Source organism: Cellulosimicrobium sp. I38E (assembly GCF_001647255.1).
GTDB lineage: Bacteria > Actinomycetota > Actinomycetes > Actinomycetales > Cellulomonadaceae > Cellulosimicrobium > Cellulosimicrobium cellulans_E.
In genome coordinates this window covers 1-19474 of record NZ_LUAZ01000033.1, presented here as the reverse complement: position 1 = coordinate 19474, position 19474 = coordinate 1, and the positions used below count along the sequence as shown (strand labels likewise).

The following is a 19474-nucleotide window of genomic DNA, read 5'->3' as shown; positions in this document are numbered from 1 at the left end:
GCGCTCAGACGTCGGTGCGGTGGAAGCTCTGCCACGAGCGGGAGGCCGTCGGGCCGCGCTGGCCCTGGTAGCGGGAGCCGTAGACGCTCGACCCGTACGGGTTCTCGGCGGGCGACGACAGGCGGAAGAAGCAGAGCTGCCCGATCTTCATGCCCGGCCAGAGCGTGATCGGCAGCGTCGCGACGTTGCTCAGCTCGAGCGTCACGTGCCCGGAGAACCCGGGGTCGATGAACCCGGCCGTGGAGTGCGTGAGCAGGCCCAGCCGACCGAGGCTCGACTTGCCCTCGAGGCGCGCCGCGACGTCGTCGGGCAGCGTCACCGCCTCGAACGTCGACCCGAGCACGAACTCCCCCGGGTGCAGCACGAACGGCTCCGCCGGGTCGACCTCGACCAGGCGCGTGAGGTCCGGCTGGTCCTGCGACGGGTCGATGAACGGGTACTTGTGGTTGTCGAACAACCGGAAGAACCGGTCGAGGCGCACGTCGATGCTCGACGGCTGGAGCATCGACGGGTCGTACGGCTCGAGCTGGACGCGCCCGGCGTCGAGCTCGGCCCGGATGTCGCGGTCGGAGAGCAGCACGGGCCCACGCTAGCCGACGACGGCGCGTGCCCGGACCGGGCGCCGAACACTGGATCCGCCGTCACCGCACGCCGCCGAACCCGGGGACACGGGTGGGTTCGCCAGGCGAGCCCACCCGTGTCCCCGGGTTCGGCGAGACGTCAGGCGCGCAGCGGGCGTCCGGTCGAGTCGACCGAGTAGTAACCCGTCTTCGACGTCAGGTAGAGGATGCCCTCGACGAGGCCCCAGATCGCGATGACCGGTGCGGCGAAGCCGAACGACAGCACCGACACGAGCAGCATCGTCAGGCCGATGCCCGTGTAGCCCAGGTAGAACCGGTGGATACCGAGGCTCCCGACGAGGATGCCGAGCAGGCCCGCCGCGAGCCGGGACTTGGCCTGGGGGTCGTACGCGGGGTCGAAGCCCGGCTGCCCGTACGGGCCGGGCTGCGCGTACCCCGGCTGCTGGCCGTAGCCCTGCTGCGGGTAGCCCTGCGGGTAGCCCTGCTGCTGTTCGGCGCCGTACGGCTGCCCCTGCGGCTGGCCGTACCCCGCCGGCGCGCCGGGCGTCCCGTACGGCTGCTGGCCGGAGGCGTCCCCGTAACCCTGCTGCGGCAGACCGTACGCGTCGCCGTAGCCGGGCTGCTGGTCGTAGCCCGGCGTCGTGCCCGACGGCGTCGCCCCGCCCCCGTAGACCGGGTCGCCCGGGGCCGGGGTCCCCTGCGCGGGGTCGGGCTGCTGCTGGTACGGGTTCTCGGACAAGGCTGCTCCTCGGCGTGCGCCGCACACGGGCGCGGATCGGGTCGTCGTGCGGTCGGGTTCTGGCATCACCGGCGACGTCCGCTATGATCGGGGCGCGCGCTGGTTCGCCGAGGATCCTCCCAGAGGGCCCGGGGCGGACGCCACCAGCGCCGCGCGGGTGTAGTTCAATGGTAGAACTTCAGCTTCCCAAGCTGATAGCGCGGGTTCGATTCCCGTCACCCGCTCAGCGCTCGAGAGCCCCGCACCGGTCCGGTGCGGGGCTCTCGTCGTCATGGCCAGGCGGCGAGCAGGTCGTCGGCCGTCCACACCCGGGACAGGCGCGGGTCGTCGTCGGCACCGGCCGGGCAGACCGCGACGAGCGGGGTCGCGGCACCGACGCCCGGCACGTGGACGGCGTCGGCGGCGAGCGCGTCGACGTCCCGCGAGGTGAACGGCGTGCGGGCGTGCCACTTGATGCTCCCGACGAACGCGATGGTGCGCGCGGGGCGCACGTCCGCAGCGACGAGGTCGATCTCGGGCGTGTTGTTCCGCGGCCACCACCCTCCGACGTCGCGGGCACCGGGCCAGGTCTCGTCCGGGAGCAGGCGTGCGAGAGCCTCTCGCACCACGGGTTCGATCGCGCGACCGCGCCAGGACGAGAACGTCGTCTCGAACCGGGCGGCAGCCAGGTCGGGTCGACCGCGGTCGATGTCCGGGAGCGCGGGCTCGACCATCGCGAGCCAGAACCGCAGCGCCGGGTCGGAGACCCGCCAGCGCCGGTCCTTCGTCGCCGATCGGGTGGAGAGCGGCTCGTCGGCGGCGATCACGCGTTTCTCGGTCAGCAGCCCGAGCGAACGGTCGAGCGTCGTCGGGGAGATCGAGCCGTCGAGAGCCTGGAGGATCCGTGAGTGGGTCCGTTCGCCCTTGCCGCCGATCGCCGTCAGCACCAGCCGGGCGTGCGACGTGGAGGGCAGCTCGCCGTCGAGGACCCTCGTCCCGGAGACGACGAGCGCACTCGTCGCCCGCTCGTACGCGCGCCGCACGAAGGTCACGGGCGGCTCCTCCGGCTGCCACTCCTGCGCGACGAGCGGCTGCCCGCCCGTGACGAGGAACGCGTCGAAGGCGTCGGACCCCGTCAGCCCCGTCATCCGGGCGACGTCCCGAGGAGACAGAGCACGCAGCAGCATCTCGGTCGCGCGCCCGTAGAACGGCTCGTCCGGACGCCCGAGCGCCTCCATCATCGCGAGGTCGCTCCCGAGGAGGAGCAGCAGCACGGGCCGTCGCGAGAGCTCCCGGTCCCAGACGCGCTGCAGCTCCCCCGCACCACCCTGGATCCCCTCGAGGAGCCAGGGCAGCTCGTCCACGACGACGATCGCCGGAGACTCCGCGGGCAGAGCGGCGGCCAGCAGCCGGAGGGCGGCGGACAAGGAGTCGGGCTTGTTCCCCTCGGCGACCACCGCGCCGGGCAGGTCGGACTGCGCGACGGCCTCGGCGAACGCCGCGAGCTCGTCGCCGGGGGGAGCGTGCCGCGCCGCCTGGAAGTAGACCGACGGCACGGCCTCTCGCTCGATGAGCTCGGTCACCAACCGCGACTTGCCGACGCGGCGGCGGCCTCGCAGCAGCACGGCGACGCCGGCGTCCGCCCTCCCGCCCGTGCGGACGACGTCCAGCTGCTGCGCGAGCTCGCGCAGCTCGGTCGCGCGTCCGACGAATCCCGCCATGAGACCCCCTTGAATCGAACCCCCACCAAGAATAGTAAACCTTCTGGGGGTGTCAGGCGCCGAGCCCGGGGTTGCTCCTCACGGCGACGGTGACGTGGGGAACGACCCCGGGCTCGGCGGTCAGGGGGTGGGCGTCAGCCCAGGATGCTGCCCGCGGCCTTGGCCGATGCGGCGAGCGAGCCCGTCAGGGGCAGGTCCGGGAGGATCACGGCCTGGGCCGCGTGGTAGACGTCGGGCTTGCCGACCCAGGTGACGCCGTCGGGCCGGTTGGCCGTGTCGAGCTCGTGGTGCCACGAGCCGCGCTCGGGGTCGACGAGGTACCGGTCGATCCATGCCCACCAGCCCGCGGCGGCCTCGGCGAAGCGGGAATCCCCCGTCACCCGGCCGAGCACGTCGGCCGCGGCCACCGCCTCGGCCGCGACCCAGTGGTAGCGGCGCGGCTCGACGGGCACACCGGACCAGTCGACGGTGTACACGAACCCGCCGCCGTGCTCGCCGTCCCAGCCGTCGGCGACGGCGCGGTCGAACAGCGCGACCGCGGCCTCGGTGCGCGCGCCGGGCGTGCCGGACGCGACGTCGACCTGGAGGAGGAGACGCGCCCACTCGAGCCCGTGCCCCGGCGTCGAGCCGTACGGCTTGAACGGGTCGCGCGGCCGGTCCGCGTTGTAGTCGGGCAGCGGGTTCCAGTCCGCGTCGAAGTGCTCGGGGATGCGCCACTCGTTCTCGCGCGCCCAGCCGATCACGCGGTCCGCGATCGACGCGGCGCGGCTGAGCCACTCGGCGTCGCCCGTCGCGTCGTGGGCCGCGAGCAGCGCCTCGACCGCGTGCATGTTGGCGTTGACCCCGCGGTACTCGTCGAGCGTCGTCCAGTCGCGCGACCACTCGTCCGCGTGCATCCGGGGCCCGGGCTCCCAGAACCGCTCGTCGAGCACGGCGAGCGCCGCGTCGAGCAGCTCGCGCGCGCCCTCACGGCCCGCGATCGTGCCCGACGCCGCGGCGAGCACGACGAACGCGTGCGCGTACGCGCTCTTCGTCCCGTCGACCGGGACGCCCTCGCCCACCTCGAGGTCGCCCGGGCGCCGCGCCGGGCCCCGCGAGGACACCCAGCCTCCGTTCTCGGCGTCCACGAGCACCGCGCGCAGGCCGTGCAGCGCGGCGTCGGCCCGCTCCCCCGCCCCCGGGACCCCGAGCAGCGACGCGAACGCGTACACGTGCGCCATGCGCGACGTGATCCACGTGTGCACCGGCTGGGACGGGTCGGGGCGGCCGTCGTCGTCGAGCCACTGCGCGGCCCCGTCCGCGCGCAGCGCCGCCTGGCCGAAGCGCAGCAGGTCGGCCAGCTGGTCGCGACGCCAGCGCGCGCTGCCCGCCGTGAGGTCGCCCCGAGGGTCGGGGGCGGGCGTGCGCTGCTCGGACGGGTGCTCGGTCATGTCTCGGTCCTTCTCGTGCTGGGAACGTGGTGCCGCACCGGGCGCGGTGCCGGTACGGCGCGGTGCCCCGGGACGATCATCCCGGGGCACCGCCGGTGGTGCATGCTCACCGTGCGCCCCGGGGACCGGGGCGCACGGTGGGCTCAGGGGTTCAGCCGCAGGTCACGGCCGCGTAGTCCGCCGTGATCGACGCCGTCACCCCCTCGTCTCCTCGGGTCGCCTCGACGGTGACCGTGCCGGCCTCGACCGACGTCGCCCGCGTCGCGAACGACTGGTAGGCGTTGGCCCCCGGCGCGACGGCCGCGAACTCCTTGGTGCCGAACGGGGTGACGAGCCGGATCGCGACGGGCGCGTCCTCGCCGTTCTCGGCGCGGACCGCGACGTACGCCTTGCCGGCGAGGCAGCGCGTGCTCACCGTGACGTCGATCGCGAGCGTCGGCTGGCCCTCGGTCACGGTCACGGGGACCCCGACCACCTGGCTGGTCCAGCCGTCGTCGACCACGACGTACGCGGTGTACGTCCCGGCCGCCGTGTAGGCGTGCGAGCCGGAGACCGACCCGTCCGCCACCGTGCCCGCCACGACGTCGGAGCCGTCGCCCCACGTGACCGCCGCGCGGAGCTCGGCGCCCTCGCGTCCGCCGGTCACCTGGGCGAGCGCCACGTCCGTCGTCTGCCCGACGGCGAGCGTCACGCCCTCCGCGGCCGTGACCTCGAGCGCGGGGTGCTCGGCGGACGTGCCGTCGTGCGCGACCGCGACCACGTGGATGCGACCGTCGCGCGAGAGCTCGCCCGGCTGGTCCGGGAGCGTGAGGCTCACGGCCCGCTTGCCCTCGGGGAGCGTGATCGGCGCCGTCGCGAAGAACGCGGCGGGGGTGCCGGTCTGCGGGCTGCCGCCGCGCAGGCGGCTGTCCGTCACGGCGACGGGGATGTTCCCGAACACGGGGTTGCGCGCCGCCCCCGACCAGTCGCCGAAGCTCAGGTCGATCGGCTGGGACGAGCCGTCGTCGAAGGTCAGCACGCCCTGGGCCTGCTGGTTCTTCTCCGTGCCGGTGCCGATCACCGAGAGCTGCTCGGCGTCCGCGGGGACCTCGAGCTCGATGGTCTGGCCGTCGCCCGTCGCGTTGTCCGGCTGCCCGGCGGGGATCGCCGGGACGTCGAACGCGAGGTCGGTGCCGGGCACCGTCGTGCGCTCGCCCTGGACGAAGCCCTTCGCCGCGAGCTGCGCGCGGTCGAAGAACACGCCCTGGCCGTCGCACGAGCCGACGGTCGTGCCGAGGTCGCCGATGCAGACGTTGTCGTACGCGGCGAGCAGCGAGCCCTCGCGCAGGAGCGAGACGGAGACGTACGAGGTGGTCGAGACGGGCTCGATCCCCTCGCCCGAGACCGTGACGGTCACCGGGTAGACGCCCGGGGCAGCCCACGTGTGCGCGGCGTCCACCGCGTACCCGCCGAACGAGCCGGCCCGGAGCGTCCCGGCGACCGGGTCGGACCCGTCGCCGAACGCGACCTGCACGTCGAGCGTCGCCACGTCGCCCTCGACCCCGGTGAGGGTCGCGAACGAGCCCGAGACCTCGCGCCCGGTGACCGTGTCGCGGTCGGGCGCGGCCGAGAGCGTGAGCTCCTCGGCCCCGGAGTCCTTCGGGTCGGCCAGCAGCTCGACCTCGGCGAGCGACAGCGCACCGGAGCCCGACGTCGCGGTGACCGTCACGCGGTACCGCGCGAACGCCGTCGGCTCCGCGACCGTGAACGGCCGCGTCTGGAGCGCCCAGCGGAACTGCTCGCCGGACCGCTCGTCGAGGGTCGTCCACGTCTCGCCGTCGTCGGAGCCCTCGAGGGTCCACGCGGACGGCGAGGCCGTCCCACTCGCGCCGGAGGTGAGGGTGTACGACCCGACCGTCGGCCGGATGCCGTTGCCCGCCCACGTGATCGACGGGGTGGTCGTGGCGAACGTCGTGCGCGTGCCGGACGTGTTGTCCGTCAGCGCCGCGGGGCTCGTCGACGCGTCGCCGTCCGCGACCGTCGTCGTGCCGAGGCCCGACGTCGTCGCGTCCTGGACCGGCGCCGGGGGCTCGTCGCCCTCGGTGAGCGACGGCGGCGCGTCGTCCTCGCCCGTGCCCCAGTCGGACGGCTCCGGACCCATGACGAAGTCGAGGGTCGCGCCGCCCGAGAGGTCGGCCTGCGAGAGGGACGTCGAGGTGCGGGCCTCGCCGTCCACCGCGAGGGACTGCACGTAGACGTTGTCGACCGAGTTGTTCTCGGCGTTGACGACGAGGTCGCCGTCCGGCAGGTGCACGGTCGCCTTGTCGAACAGCGGCGAGCCGACCGCGTACTGGTCGGAGCCGACCTGGAGCGGGTAGAAGCCGAGCGAGGCGAAGATCCACCACGACGACATCTCGCCGTTGTCCTCGTCGCCCGGGTAGCCCTGGCCGATCTCGCTGCCCACGAACAGGCGGCGGGTGACCTCACGGACCTTCTCCTGGGCCTTGGAGGGTGCGCCCGCGGCGTCGTACAGCCACGGGATGTGGTGCGACACCTGGTTGCTCATGCCCCACATGCCCATGCGGACGTCGCGCGCCTCGCGCTGCTCGTGGATGCCGCCGTTGCCGGCACCCTTCTCCGGCGTGGAGAAGAACAGGTCGAGCTTGTCCTCGAGGCCCTGCTTGCCGCCGTAGAGGTTCGCCAGGCCCTGGCCGTCCTGCGGCGCGTGGAACGCGAAGTTCCAGCCGCTCGTCTCGGTGTACCCGCCGCCCCACGCCTCGGGGTTGTAGGTCTCCGGGTCGACGGCCCACGTGCCGTCCTCGTGCCGCGGCACGAAGAAGTCCACCTCGGGGTCGAACAGCTCGACGTAGTGCGTGGCACGCTCGAGGAAGTACGCGGACTCCTCGCGCAGCGTCTCGCGGCGCTCGTCCGGCGTGGCCGGGTCCTCCGCGAGCGCGGCGGCCATGTTGCCGATGCCGAAGTCGTTGATCAGGCCCTCCAGGCCCCACGACACGGACTCGTGCGTGGACTCCGGCGTGAACCCGAGGAACGGCGACGTCTGGAGGCCCTTGCGGCCCACGGCGTTGTTCGGCGGCGCGACGGACGCGTTGCGCAGCGCGGCGTCGTACGCCTCGAGCGCGGAGTCCGTCGGGAGCGAGCCCTTGAGGTACGCGTCCGCGAACGCGACGTCGGAGCTCGTGCCCGTCATGAGGTCCGCGTAGCCCGGGGAGGACCAGCGCGCGATCCAGCCGCCGTCGCGGTACTGCTGGACGAACCCGTCGATCAGCTCGCCCGCGAGCTCCGGGTAGAGGAGCGAGTACGCCGGCCAGGCCGTGCGGTAGGTGTCCCAGAACCCGTTGTTCACGTAGATCTTGCCGTCGACGATCTTGGCGTTGGTCTGCGTGTCCGTCGCCGTGCCGGTGGTCGCGGAGACCGGGCTCGCGTACTTGTACACCGGCTCCTGCGCCGTGCCCGTGTTCTCGAACTGCGAGTTCGGGTACAGGTTGAGGCGGTAGAGGTTCGAGTACAGCGTGACGAGCTGGTCCTCGCTCGCGCCCTCGACCTCGATGACCCCCAGGCGGTCGTTCCACGCCTGCGCGGCGGCGGCCTTGACCTCCGTGAAGGTCTTGCCGGTCACCTCCAGGTCGAGGTTCTTGCGCGCCTGGTCGAGGCTGATGAACGAGGTCGCGACGCGCAGCTCGACCGTCTTGTCGGACGACGTGTCGAACGTCGCGAAGCGCGCGTCCGCACGGTTGCCCGCCGCCGTCCCGACCGCCGTCGGACTACGGTCGAAGGTGCCGGCGACGAACATGCGCGTGCGGCCCACGGACAGGCCCGAGCCGTTCTCGACCCAGCCGGAGATCGTCCCCGTGGCCTGGTCGTACGTGAGCTTGGACGAGCCGTCCACCTTGTCCACGAGCACGTGGCCCTTGGCGCCGGGGTAGCTGAAGCGGAGCACCGCACCGTGGTCGGTGGGCGTCGCCTCGATCGCGGACCCGTTGGTGAACGTGACCCCGTAGTAGTCCGGCCGCGCGAGCTCGTCGGCGTGGTCGAACTCGAGGCCGCGCGTCGAGAGCGTGGCGTCGGGCGTCCCCGACGCCGTCGACGGGAGGAACGTGAGCTGGTTGCGGTCGCCCATCCAGGGGCTCGGCTCGTGCGAGACGCCGAAGCCCTGGAGCACGGGCTTGTTGTTGGCGTTGTTGGCCTTGTGGTACTCGTACAGCCAGCTCTGCGAGGAGGCGTTGGTGTACGGCGTCCAGAAGTTGAACCCGTTCGGCGTCGCCGTCGCCGGGATGTTGTTCCCGCGCGAGAAGCTGCCCGACGCGAGCGTGCCGCGGCGCGTGTCCACGTAGTTCGCGAGGCTCGAGCCGTCGATCGTCGCCGGGCTGGCGGTGATGGCGACGTCGTCGAGCCACCCCGCGAACTTGGTCCCGGCGTGGCCGCCCGGGTTGTCGTAGCCGAGCAGCACCTGGTCGACGGTCTTGCCCGCGGCGACGTCGCCGAGGTCGATCCGCACGGAGTTCCACTGGTCGGCGTAGAGGATCTTGCCCTCGCCCTGCGCCTGCGCGGTGGCGACCGTCTCGTGCGCGTCGCGCGCGCCGAGGTCGGACAGGTAGGTGCCGTCGGTGAAGAGCACGTCCACGGCCGCGTAGGTCGACGGGTACTGCAGGTCGTCGAGCAGCTCGGGGAAGATCGTGTAGCTCAGGCGCGTGTCCTCGCCGACGACGACGTCCACGTCGTCGTAGAGCACGTTGGTCGCGTGGGTCTCGCCGTCGGCGAGGTGCGAGCCGTCGTACCGCAGCGAGTGCAGGCCGGAGAACCCGACGCCCGCCTTGTTGGTGAAGTTCACGCGCGGCCCGGTGCCGACCTTGGTCGTCATGGGCGCGGCGGACGGGCCGGCGCTCAGGTCGGCCGAGAGGTCCCACCCGGCGAGCTGGACGATGGAGTCGCCCGAGTTGGCCGTGACGTTGAGACGCAGGTACGTGTACGCCGCGGTGGGCGCCTCGAGCTCGAACGTGCGCGTCTGCTGGCGGTTCGGGAAGTCCTCGTCCGTCCGCCGGTCGAGCGCGGTCCACGTGGACCCGTCGTTCGAGCCCTCGACCGTCCAGGTCTTCGGGTCTCGACCGGCGGCGTCGTCCCCGGACGTCATCGAGTAGGCGACGAACGACACGGGCTCGGCGAACTCGTACCGGACCCAGCCGGTGGAGGCGAACGCGAGCCACTTGGTGCCGGAGCTGCCGTCGGCGAGGTTCGCGGCGCCCTCGTTCGGCAGGTTCTGGGCGCTCGCCGTGACGGCCTTGAGCTTCCCGAGCACGCTGCCGGGGAGGCCGCTCGTGAACGACCCGACGTTCGCCTGCCAGGGCGCGCCGTCGCGCTCGGCCACCGTGGTGGCGAGCGCGGCCGGGTCTCCCGACTCGAAGGACGACGAGAAGTCGCCCGGCTCGGCCGCGGCGGCGGGCGCAGCGGTGAGGGCTCCGAGAGGCACGGCGAGGGGGACGGTGAGGGCGGCGGCGAGCGCGAGGCCGAGGGGCCGTGCGCGGCGGCTGCCGGAGCGCGTGGAGACGACGCGTCCGGGCGGTTGTGGTCTGGTCATGCTCGCGATCTCCTTCGATCGTGACAGCGCTGTCAGGCTGCGGGGGTGCCCCTGACAACGCGCAGGGGGGAAGCGTTGTCAGGGGCGACCTGAACTTATGTGGCGGTAGCGGCTTTGTCAACGCGGCCGGAGGCCGGAACGGACACCCGCCGAGGACCGGCCACGGGCGTGCCGTCGACGGCCGAGGATGCCCAGGCGACGTCCCGCTACGCGCCGGGACCGGGGATCTCGCCCGTGCCGCGCACCACGAGCCGCGTGGGCACCACGACCAGGCGCGGGGCGAGCTCCGGGTTGTCGGCCCGCGACACCGCGAGCGCCGCGGCCTGGCGCCCCATCTCGACGACGTCGTACCCCACGACGGTCACGTCCAGCAGGTCCGCGAGCTCGAAGTCGTCGAACCCCACGAGCGCGACGTCCGCGCGGCCCCCCGCGGCCACGCGGTCGCGCAGCGCGTGGAGCGCGCCGACCGTGATCTTGTTGTTCGCCGTGACGAACGCCGTGGGCGGCTCCGGCATGGCCAGGAGCTCCGCCACGAACGCGTGCGCGAGCTCCGCGTCGTGGGCGCCGTCGCGCACGTACCGCGACGGGTCCTCGACGCCCGCGCCGCGCAGCGTCGCGACGAACTCGTCGCGACGCTCCTGGAACGTCCACAGCCGCGACACGTCCCCGACGAGCGCGATCCGTCGGTGCCCGTGCGCGAGCAGGTGCGTCACGGCGTCGCGCACGCCGCCGCGGTTGTCGATGACGACGGTGTCCGCGTCGACGCCCTGCGCCGGCCGGTCGATGAACACGACCGGCAGCCCGTCGTCGAGCTCGCGGCGCAGCGACGAGTGGTCGGTCGACGTCGGCGTCACCACGAGCGCGCCGACGCGGCGCTCCACGAGCGCCTCCGTGAGCGAGCGCTCGCGCTCGGGCTCCTCGTCGGAGCTCGTCGTGATGAGCTGGAGCCCGTGGTGGCGCAGCTCGCGCTCGATCCCGCTCGCGAGCGCGGAGTAGAACGGGTTCGCGAGGTCGCCGGTGACGAAGCCGACGAGCCGCGACGAGCCGCCGCGCGCGAGGTCCGCCGCGACCGCGTTGCGGCGGAAGCCGAGCCGCTGCGCGGCCTCCTGCACCTTGGCCCGCGTCTGCGGCGCCACGTTCGGCTCGTCGTTGAGGACGCGTGACGCCGTCTTGAGACTGACGCCGGCGACCTCCGCGACGGCCGCGAGGGTCGGCCGTCGGCCGCCGCGCCCCGAGTGCGGGCGCGCCGCCGTGTCCGTCGGGCCGTTCGAGCCCGCGGCCCGGACCTCGCCCGGCGGGAGCGTTCCCGCGCTCTCCCCCTGCATCACCATCATCAGACCTCCCGTCGACCGCGGATGAGCATGTCGACGACGATAGCGAGCAGGAGCACCGCTCCGGTCACGATGTACCGCGTCGCCGTGTCGAGATTGAGCAGCGTGAGGCCGTTGGCGATCGACTGGATGACCAGCACGCCGAGCACCGCGGACCACGCGCTCCCCCGCCCGCCGAACAGGCTCGTCCCGCCGATGACCGCCGCGGCGATCGCGGTGAGGTACGTGTCGGCGGCCCCGGTGCCCTGGTTCGCGGCGGCGAGGCGCCCGGCCGCGAGGATCCCGCCCAGCGCGGCGAACGTGGAGCACGCGACGAAGCACGAGACGACGGTCCGCCGCACCGCGACGCCCGCGAGGAGCGCGGAGCGCCGGTTCCCGCCCACCGCGCGCACGGACCGGCCCCACCGGGTGCGGCGCAGCAGGACGTCCACCACCACGACGAGCGCGACGAACAGCACGACCGTGTAGCCGATCCCGCGCGCGGTCCCCAGGTACGCGACCGTGCCGACGAGGACCGCGGCGAGGACCGCGGTGCGGATCGCGATCCGGCCGAGCCCGGGGCTCGGCAGCTCCGCGCGCACGCGGCGCAGGTGGTCGACGACGCGCAGCGCGGCATACCCGACCACGACCACCACCACGAGGCCCCAGGCGGCGGCCGGCGCGAGGAAGCCCTGCTGCACCGTGCGCACGAGCCAGGACTCGAACGGGATGTTGATCGAGCCCGAGGGGCCGAGCACCCGGAGCTGCACACCCGCGAGGATGAGCAGCCCGGCCAGCGTGAAGACGAACGACGCGAGACCGAGGCGCGTGGACAGCAGCCCGTACCCGAGGCCGACCACGACGCCGACCGCGAGCGCCGCGAGGATCGCGAGCCCGACGGGCCAGTCCAGGTTGACGGTCCCGACCGCCAGCACCGCCGCCGCGAGCCCGCTCACGGAGCCGACGGACAGGTCGATCTGACCGACGAGCAGGACGAGCACGACCCCGAGCGCGATGATCCCCGTGGGCGCGCTCTGGAGCGTGAGGTTGACCAGGTTCTCCGCCGAGAGGAACGCCGGGTTGATCGCGCCGAGCACGACCCAGATGAGCAGCAGCGCGCCGACGATCGGGAGCATGCCGAGGTGGGCGCCGCGGAGCTGGCGCACGACGCTGCCCGACAGCACGCCCGAACGGTCGAGCGCGGCGCCGGACGTGCGGCCGGGGACGCTCATCGGTGCACCGCCCCGGTGCCGCCGGAGCGCCGCTCGCGCCCCGGGTCGGTCGACGGCCGTGCCGGGCCGCCCGGCCGTGCGGGCCGGACCGCGCCGGTCATCGCGGCGAGCAGGTCCTCGTAGGACGTGTCGCCGGCGAACTCGCCGTGCACGCGCCCGAGCCGCAGCACGAGGATGCGGTCGGCGACGGCCTGGAGGTCGCCCGCCTGGTGGCTGATGAGCACGACCGCGTGCCCGCGCTCGCGCAGCTTCTCGATGAGATTGAGCACCTCGGCCGTCTGGCGGACGCCGAGGGCCGCCGTCGGCTCGTCGAGGACGAGGACGCGCGGCGCGCCGAGCAGGGCCCGGGCCACGGCGACGACCTGCCGCTGCCCGCCGGACAGCGTGCGCACGGGCTGCCGCACCGACGGGACGGTCGCGGCGAGCTGGTCGAGCAGGCCCCACGCCTCGCGCTCCATCGCGATCTCGTCGAGGAACGGGCCGCGCAGCGTCTCCTGGCCGAGGAACACGTTCTCGACGACGTCGAGGTCGTCGACGAGCGCGAGCTGCTGGAACACCGCCGCGATGCCGTGCGCGCGCGCCGCCGCGGGCGAGTCGAGGACGACGGGCGCGCCGTCGAGCAGGACCTCGCCCGCGTCGGGCCGGAACGCGCCCGCGACGACGCCGGCGAGCGTCGACTTGCCCGCACCGTTGTCTCCCACGACGGCGAGCACCTCGTGCTCGCGCACGTCGACGTCGACGTCGACGAGCGCGCGGACGCCGCCGAAGTTCTTGGAGACCCCGCGCAGGGACAGGACGGGCGCGCTCACGGGGCGGCCTCCAGGAGCCCCGCCTCGACGCACGAGTCGACGTAGTACGGCGTGCAGATCTCGTCGACCGTGTAGACGCCGCCGTCGACGATGACGCGCTGCACGTCGTCGACCCCGACCGCGCGCGGTGCCAGGAGGAGGCTCGGGACGCCGTCGATGCTCGCGGTGGCGCGCGGGTCCTCGCCGCGCAGCACGCGGACGGCGAGCTCCGCGGCCGTGCGCGCCTGCTGGGCGGTCGCCTTGTAGACGGTCATGTACTGGTCGCCGGAGACGATGCGCTGGACCGCCGCGAGCTCGCCGTCCTGGCCCGTCGTGGGCGGGACGGGGTCCAGGCCGGCGGCCTTCATCGCGGCGATCGCGCCGCCCGCGATGCCGTCGCTCGCCGCGAAGACGCCGTCGACGCGGCCGGCGTACTGCGTGAGCTGCCCCTCGACCCACTCGGTCGCCTTGTCGGGGCTCCAGTCGGGGGTGTCGTACTCGGCGAGCACGTCGATGTCCTCTCCGTCGAAGGCTCGGTGGGCACCCGCCGCGTACTCCGCCGCGTTCGGGTCGGTCGGCGAGCCCTGGACGAACAGGACCCCCGGCCGCCGCCCGTCGGGGGGCGGGTCCTGCTCCGCGCGGTCGAGCACCGCGCCGACGAGCGCCTCCCCCATGAGGTACCCGATGAGCTCGTTGTCGAACGACACGTAGTAGTTCGCGCCCTCGACGAAGCGATCGTAGGCGATGACGGGCACCCCGAGCCGCTGGGCCTCCGCGACGATGCTCACCGCGGCGACGGCGTCCACGGCGTCGAGGACGAGGACGTCGGCCCCGCGGGCGAGCATCGACTCGGCCTGCTGCTGCTGGTTCGCGGCGTCCTGGGCGGCGTTGGCGTACAGGACCTCGCACGTGGCGCAGCGCTGCTCGACCACGCCGACGAAGGTCGGGCGGTCGGACGTCTCGTACCGCGCGGTCTTCGCCTCGGGCAGCAGGAGGCCGATGGTCCCCTCGGACGGGCCGGCGGGCTCCTCGGGCGCCGCGCACCCGGCGAGCGCGAGCAGCGCGACGACGGCGGTCGCGAGCGCGGCCGTCACGACGCCGCGCGCCCGACCGCGGGCGAGCCTGGTCCGGGCGACGGCGGCCCCGGTCATGCGCTCACCCCCAGCGACCCGCTGACGCGCGCGAGGTCGAGCGCGACGGCGAGCGCGCCGCGCACCTCGGCCGCGGACCCGAGCTCGGACGCGACGACCTGGACGGGGCCTGCGGTGCTCGGCACCGTGCGCTGCTCGAGCGCGGTGCGCAGGGGGCCGAGCAGGGCCTCGCCCGCCTCCGCGAGCTGCCCTCCGACGACGACGATCTCGGGGTCGACCAGGTTGCACAGGTTGGCGGCCGCGACGCCCAGGTGCTGACCGGCGTCGAACAGGACGCGCCGGCACCCGGGGTCGCCCTCCTGGGCGCGCGCGATGACGTCGCGCAGGGTGAGGGGACCACGGCTCTCGGAGAGCATGGACAGCAGGACCCCGGCGCCGACGTACATCTCGAGGCAGCCGCGGTTGCCGCACCGGCACACCGGGCCGTTCTCGTCGATCGTCACGTGCCCGATCTCGCCCGCGACGCCCGCACGGCCGTGCACGACGCGCCCGCCCAGGACGAGCCCGCCACCCACGCCGTGGGACACGCGCAGGTAGGCGACGGCGTCGTGCCCGACGGCGGCACCGAACCGGGTCTCGGCGAGCGCGCCGAGGTTGGCGTCGTTGTCCACGGTCACGGGGGCGCCGAGCTCGGCCTCCAGCATCTCGGGCACGACGACGCCGTCCCAGCCGCGCATCATCCCGACGGTCGCGATCCGGCCCGCGCGCACGTCCACCGGGGCGGGGACGCCGACGCCGACGGCGAGCAGCTCGTCCGGGGCGGCGTCGACCGACGCCACCATCTCCCCCACGAGCAGCGCGGCGCGCTGGAGCCCGGTGTCGGCGCGGTGGTCGGGGGCGAGCGGCATGCGCTGGTCGGCGAGGACGCGCATGGACGCGTCGGCGAGCGCGACGCGCATCGACCGGGTGCCGAAGTGGACGCCCGCGACGAGCCCGAGGTTGCGCGCGAGCGTGACCTGGAGCGCGCGGCGACCGCTGCGCGTGGAGGGCGAGGTGTGCAGCACGCCCGCGCCGGTGAGCTCCTTGACGATGTTGGAGACAGTGGCCGGGGACAGCCCGGTGACGCCGGCCAGCTCGATCTGCGTGAGGGAGCCACGCTGCTGGACGGCGCTCACGATCCGAGCTCGGTTGGCCTCACGCAGTGAAGTCTGCGAGCCCGGGGTCACCCGGTCAGCGCGCACGCAGGTCAGGATACCGCCGGGGCGCCCCCGTCCAGGTGGGACAGGCCGGGTCGTGGACGCTGAGCCGATCTCCTGAACGGACTGGACAGCGCTGTCACTCTAGGTGAGACTCGACAGAACCGCTGGTTGCGTGCAGGACCTGACGCGAAGATCACGATTCAGCGACGCTTGCGTTCATTTCTTGACATCAAGCCGGAACGGGTCGTTGTATGGGCAGCGGGTTCGAGGGCGCGCCGGTGCGCCCGGCCGGTGCGACGTGGTCGTCCCGCCGGTCCCCCACGACCGAAGAAGGCGTAGGGAAATCACGATGCGAATCGATCGCAGGACGAGCGCGACGGTGGCCACGGCCGCCCTCGTGGGTCTCGCACTCGCCGCGTGCAGCGGCGGTGGTTCCGGTGACGGGGGAACCGGCGACGGGGGCGCTTCGGGGGGCGGCGACGAGGTCGAGGTCTTCACCTGGTGGGCCGCGGGTTCGGAGAAGGCGGGTCTCGACGCTCTGGTCGGCGTGTTCAACGAGCAGCACCCCGACGTGGAGTTCATCAACGGCGCGGTCGCCGGCGGCGCCGGTTCGGCCGCGAAGGACCTCCTCCAGTCCCGCCTCCAGGCGCAGGACCCGCCGGACACGTTCCAGGCGCACGCCGGCGCGGAGCTCCAGGACTACATCGACGCCGCGCAGATCGAGGACGTCTCGTCGCTGTACGACGAGTTCGGCCTCACCGACGTCTTCCCGGCCGACCTCGTCGACCGCCTCAAGTCCGACGACGGCGCGATCTACTCGATCCCGTCGAACATCCACCGCGCGAACGTCGTCTGGGCCAACCCGACGGTCCTCGAGGCGAACGGCATCGACCCGGCCGCCACGTACGACGACCTCGACGCCTGGATGGCGGACCTCGACAAGCTCAAGGCCGCGGGCGTCACCCCCCTGTCGGTCGCGACGACGTGGACCCAGGTCCACCTGCTCGAGACCGTGCTCCTCGCCGACCTGGGCGCGGAGGCGTACAACGGCCTGTGGGACGGCTCGACCGACTGGTCGGGCGCCGAGGTGACGTCGGCTCTCGAGGACTTCGAGAAGCTCATGAGCTACACCAACACCGACCGTGACGGGCTCGACTGGCCCGAGGCGACCCAGATGGTGATCGACGGCAACGCCGCGTTCAACGTCATGGGCGACTGGGCCGTCGCGGCGTTCGAGGAGCAGGGCAAGACGCTCGGCACCGACTTCACCGCCGCCCCTGTCCCGGGCACCGACGGCGTGTTCGACTTCCTCGCCGACTCGTTCACCCTCCCGGTGGGCGCGCCGCACCCCGACGGCGCCAAGGCGTGGCTCGAGACCGTCGGCTCGCTCGAGGGCCAGGTCGCGTTCAACAAGGCCAAGGGCTCCATCCCGGCCCGCACCGACGCCGACCCGTCGGAGTTCTCCGAGTACCAGCAGACCGCGATCGAGTCGTTCGGCCAGGACACCATCGTGTCCTCGCTCGCGCACGGTGCCGCCGCGCCCGTCGCGACGCTCAACGCGATCTCCGACGCGACGAGCAAGTTCACGTCCGGCGGCTCCGACCTCGCGACCTTCCAGTCCGAGCTCGTCACCGCCACCGAGGGCTGAGACCCGTCCACCGGATCCGCCGCGCGTCGTCGGGAGCACCCCGACGGCGCGCGGCGGCCCCGCGCGACCGGACCCCTCCCCGGGACGCCGACGCTCGCGAGCGTCGCGTCCCACGCCCCCACGACCGGGAAGACCCACCATGCTCAAGTCACTGCGACGAGCCGGCCCAGCGCTGCTGCTGCTCGCCCCCTCGCTGATCCTCGTCGGCGTGTTCGTCTACGGCCTCATCGGCGCGAACTTCCGGACGTCGATCACGGACAACCACACCGCGGCGCAGGCCACCGGACAGAAGCCGTCCGTGGTCGTCTGGTTCGAGAACTACACCGACCTGCTCGGCAGCGAGGCGTTCCAGCACTCGCTGAAGAACCTCGTCCTCTACACCGTCGTCTTCCTCGTGGGGACGCTCGTGATGGGCTTCCTCTGGGCCTGGATGCTCGACAAGCCGGTCAAGGGCGAGGGCATCTTCCGCTCGATCTACCTGTTCCCCATGGCCGTGTCGTTCGTCGCCTCCGGTGTCGTGTGGCGCTGGCTGCTGAACTCGAACCAGGGCGAGCAGGCCAGCGGCCTCAACCGGCTGTTCCAGATCGTCGGCCTCGACTTCCTGCAGAACAACTGGTGGAACAACGTCACGTGGGGCATCACGGCCATCGCGATCCCCGCCATCTGGCAGCTCTCGGGCTACGTGATGGCGCTGTTCCTCGCCGGGTTCCGCGGCATCCCCGACGAGCTGCGCGAGGCCGCCCGCATGGACGGCGCCAGCGAGTGGAAGCTGTACCGCCACGTGCTCTTCCCGCAGCTCTCGCCCATCGCGCTGTCGGCGCTCATCATCATCGGCCACATGTCGCTCAAGGCGTTCGACCTCATCATGTCGATCTCGAAGCCCGCGAACTACCAGACCAAGGTGCCGGCCGTCGACATGTACGTGTTCAAGTCGAGCTTCGACTACGCCAACGCGGCGGCGGTCGGCTCGATCCTGCTGATCATCGTGGCCGTGGTCATCGTGCCGTACCTGATCCGCACCAACCGTCAGGAGAAGCGATGACGACCACCTCGACGCCGGCCGTCCCCGCTCCCGACGTCCTCGGCACCCCGCGCGACGCCGCGCGCCGCCGGCCCCGCGAGCGCTTCTCCGTCGGCCGCACGCTCAAGTACGCGGCGCTGATCTTCTTCCTCGTCATCGTCCTCATCCCCGTGTACGTGCTCTTCGTGACGAGCTTCAAGGGCGCGGGCGACGCCTCCCCGGCGCGCGCGTGGTCGCTCCCGCAGGTGTGGACGCTCGAGAACTGGCAGACCGCGTGGACCGCGCTGTCGCCCGCGATCTGGCGCACGGTGCAGATGGTCGTGCCGTCCGCGATCATCGCCGCGTTCCTCGGCTCGCTCAACGGGTTCGTGCTGTCGCGCTGGTCCTTCAAGGGCGCGAACGTCGTCTTCACGCTCATCCTCTTCGGGATGTTCATCCCGTACCAGGCCGTGATGATCCCGCTCAACCAGCTCGTGCTGGGCATGGGCATCCCGAGCGGCGTGCCGTCGCTGATCCTGCTGCACGTGATCTACGGCATCCCGATCACGACTCTCATCTTCCGCAACTACTACATGACCGTGCCGCACGAGCTCGTCGAGGCCGCGCGCGTCGACGGCGCCGGGATGCTGCGCACGTACTGGTCGATCATCCTGCCGATCTCGATCCCGAGCTTCGTGGTCGTGCTCATCTGGCAGTTCACCTCGGCGTGGAACGACTTCCTCTTCGCCGTGTTCTTCTCCTCCAGCCAGAACGGCCCCGTGACCCTCGCGCTGAACAACCTCGCGAACGGCGCGCTGCTGCAGAACTACGGCGTCTCCATGGCCGGCGCGCTCTTCGCGTCGCTGCCGACGCTGCTCGTGTACATCGTCCTCGGCAAGTACTTCGTCGGCGGCCTCATGTCCGGCTCGGTCAAGGGCTGACCTCCGGTCGGACCGAGCGCGCGGGGGGCGGGCGGGACCTGGACGTACCAGGTCCCGCCCGCCCCTCCGTCGTCCCACCGGCCACGGCACGACCACCGACCGGGCGAAGTCCGCGGCGCTCCCTTCACTCCCGGGAGAACGGCGCCTATACTCCAACTCGACAGCGCTGTCAGGTGGCCTTGCGCCACAGCGTGCGCCGTCGCACCACCCCGAGAGGACGCACTGCGTGAGCACCCCCCACCC

General features: G+C 72.9%; 13 protein-coding genes and 1 tRNA gene. 4 read left to right on the top strand and 10 right to left on the bottom strand.

The window, feature by feature from the left end; all coding sequences use genetic code 11:
* Positions 1-4 precede the first annotated feature (4 nt).
* A complete protein-coding gene (gene dcd / locus A0J59_RS11960) occupies positions 5-580 on the bottom strand; it encodes a dCTP deaminase (RefSeq protein WP_047233554.1) in 576 nt (191 codons plus the stop codon).
* A gap of 140 nt (positions 581-720) precedes the next feature.
* A complete protein-coding gene (locus tag A0J59_RS22370; protein WP_064316239.1) occupies positions 721-1320 on the bottom strand; it encodes a TM2 domain-containing protein in 600 nt (199 codons plus the stop codon).
* 153 nt (positions 1321-1473) lie between these two features.
* Here A0J59_RS22370 and A0J59_RS11950 point away from each other — a divergent pair.
* Positions 1474-1544, top strand: a tRNA-Gly gene (locus A0J59_RS11950).
* Positions 1545-1589: 45 nt separating this feature from the next.
* On the opposite strand, the gene A0J59_RS11945 is transcribed toward A0J59_RS11950, so the two are convergent.
* The 8 genes from A0J59_RS11945 to A0J59_RS11910 form a co-directional block, all read right to left on the bottom strand.
* On the bottom strand, positions 1590-3020 hold the full coding sequence (locus A0J59_RS11945) for an ATP-binding protein (RefSeq protein ID WP_064316238.1): 1431 nt from the start codon (positions 3018-3020) through the stop codon (positions 1590-1592).
* A 134-nt stretch (positions 3021-3154) separates the two neighbouring features.
* Positions 3155-4450 (bottom strand): AGE family epimerase/isomerase, encoded by a 1296-nt coding sequence (locus A0J59_RS11940; RefSeq protein ID WP_064316237.1) that lies wholly within the window; start codon positions 4448-4450, stop codon positions 3155-3157.
* Between the two features lie 151 nt (positions 4451-4601).
* A complete protein-coding gene (locus A0J59_RS11935; protein WP_064316236.1) occupies positions 4602-10022 on the bottom strand; it encodes a GH92 family glycosyl hydrolase in 5421 nt (1806 codons plus the stop codon).
* 206 nt (positions 10023-10228) lie between these two features.
* Positions 10229-11353 carry a LacI family DNA-binding transcriptional regulator gene (locus A0J59_RS11930; RefSeq protein ID WP_220084474.1) on the bottom strand — a complete coding sequence of 375 codons (1125 nt, stop codon included), beginning with the start codon at positions 11351-11353 and terminating at the stop codon, positions 10229-10231.
* A 2-nt stretch (positions 11354-11355) separates the two neighbouring features.
* Positions 11356-12564 carry a sugar ABC transporter permease gene (locus A0J59_RS11925; RefSeq protein ID WP_047233558.1) on the bottom strand — a complete coding sequence of 403 codons (1209 nt, stop codon included), beginning with the start codon at positions 12562-12564 and terminating at the stop codon, positions 11356-11358.
* Positions 12561-13373 (bottom strand): ATP-binding cassette domain-containing protein, encoded by an 813-nt coding sequence (locus A0J59_RS11920; RefSeq protein WP_053369337.1) that lies wholly within the window; start codon positions 13371-13373, stop codon positions 12561-12563. The genes A0J59_RS11925 and A0J59_RS11920 overlap by 4 nt, the downstream gene beginning before the upstream one ends.
* Positions 13370-14503 carry a substrate-binding domain-containing protein gene (locus A0J59_RS11915; protein ID WP_064316235.1) on the bottom strand — a complete coding sequence of 378 codons (1134 nt, stop codon included), beginning with the start codon at positions 14501-14503 and terminating at the stop codon, positions 13370-13372. Before A0J59_RS11915 ends, A0J59_RS11920 begins: the two co-directional genes overlap by 4 nt.
* The gene (locus A0J59_RS11910) at positions 14500-15618 is read right to left on the bottom strand and encodes an ROK family transcriptional regulator (protein ID WP_082141329.1); all 1119 of its coding nucleotides are present in this window, start codon (positions 15616-15618) and stop codon (positions 14500-14502) included. The genes A0J59_RS11915 and A0J59_RS11910 overlap by 4 nt, the downstream gene beginning before the upstream one ends.
* A 373-nt stretch (positions 15619-15991) precedes the next feature.
* Here A0J59_RS11910 and A0J59_RS11905 point away from each other — a divergent pair, with 373 nt between their 5' ends.
* The 3 genes from A0J59_RS11905 (at position 15992) to A0J59_RS11895 (ending at position 19231) form a co-directional block, all read left to right on the top strand.
* The gene (locus A0J59_RS11905) at positions 15992-17290 is read left to right on the top strand and encodes an ABC transporter substrate-binding protein (RefSeq protein ID WP_047233560.1); all 1299 of its coding nucleotides are present in this window, start codon (positions 15992-15994) and stop codon (positions 17288-17290) included.
* A 139-nt stretch (positions 17291-17429) separates the two neighbouring features.
* Positions 17430-18332, top strand: a complete 903-nt coding sequence (locus A0J59_RS11900; protein ID WP_047233561.1) for a carbohydrate ABC transporter permease — start codon at positions 17430-17432, stop codon at positions 18330-18332.
* Positions 18329-19231 carry a carbohydrate ABC transporter permease gene (locus tag A0J59_RS11895; protein ID WP_064316234.1) on the top strand — a complete coding sequence of 301 codons (903 nt, stop codon included), beginning with the start codon at positions 18329-18331 and terminating at the stop codon, positions 19229-19231. Before A0J59_RS11900 ends, A0J59_RS11895 begins: the two co-directional genes overlap by 4 nt.
* Positions 19232-19474: the final 243 nt, after the last annotated feature.

Bases quoted from the DNA above. Each gene is read 5' to 3' on its own strand.
- A0J59_RS11900 (WP_047233561.1), top strand. From the start codon at position 17,430: ATGCTCAAGTCACTGCGACGAGCCGGCCCAGCGCTGCTGCTGCTCGCC.
- A0J59_RS11930 (WP_220084474.1), bottom strand. From the start codon at position 11,353: ATGGTGATGCAGGGGGAGAGCGCGGGAACGCTCCCGCCGGGCGAGGTC.
- A0J59_RS11945 (WP_064316238.1), bottom strand. From the start codon at position 3,020: ATGGCGGGATTCGTCGGACGCGCGACCGAGCTGCGCGAGCTCGCGCAG.
- A0J59_RS11895 (WP_064316234.1), top strand. From the start codon at position 18,329: ATGACGACCACCTCGACGCCGGCCGTCCCCGCTCCCGACGTCCTCGGC.
- A0J59_RS11925 (WP_047233558.1), bottom strand. From the start codon at position 12,564: ATGAGCGTCCCCGGCCGCACGTCCGGCGCCGCGCTCGACCGTTCGGGC.
- A0J59_RS11940 (WP_064316237.1), bottom strand. From the start codon at position 4,450: ATGACCGAGCACCCGTCCGAGCAGCGCACGCCCGCCCCCGACCCTCGG.
- A0J59_RS11915 (WP_064316235.1), bottom strand. From the start codon at position 14,503: ATGACCGGGGCCGCCGTCGCCCGGACCAGGCTCGCCCGCGGTCGGGCG.
- A0J59_RS11905 (WP_047233560.1), top strand. From the start codon at position 15,992: ATGCGAATCGATCGCAGGACGAGCGCGACGGTGGCCACGGCCGCCCTC.
- A0J59_RS11935 (WP_064316236.1), bottom strand. From the start codon at position 10,022: ATGACCAGACCACAACCGCCCGGACGCGTCGTCTCCACGCGCTCCGGC.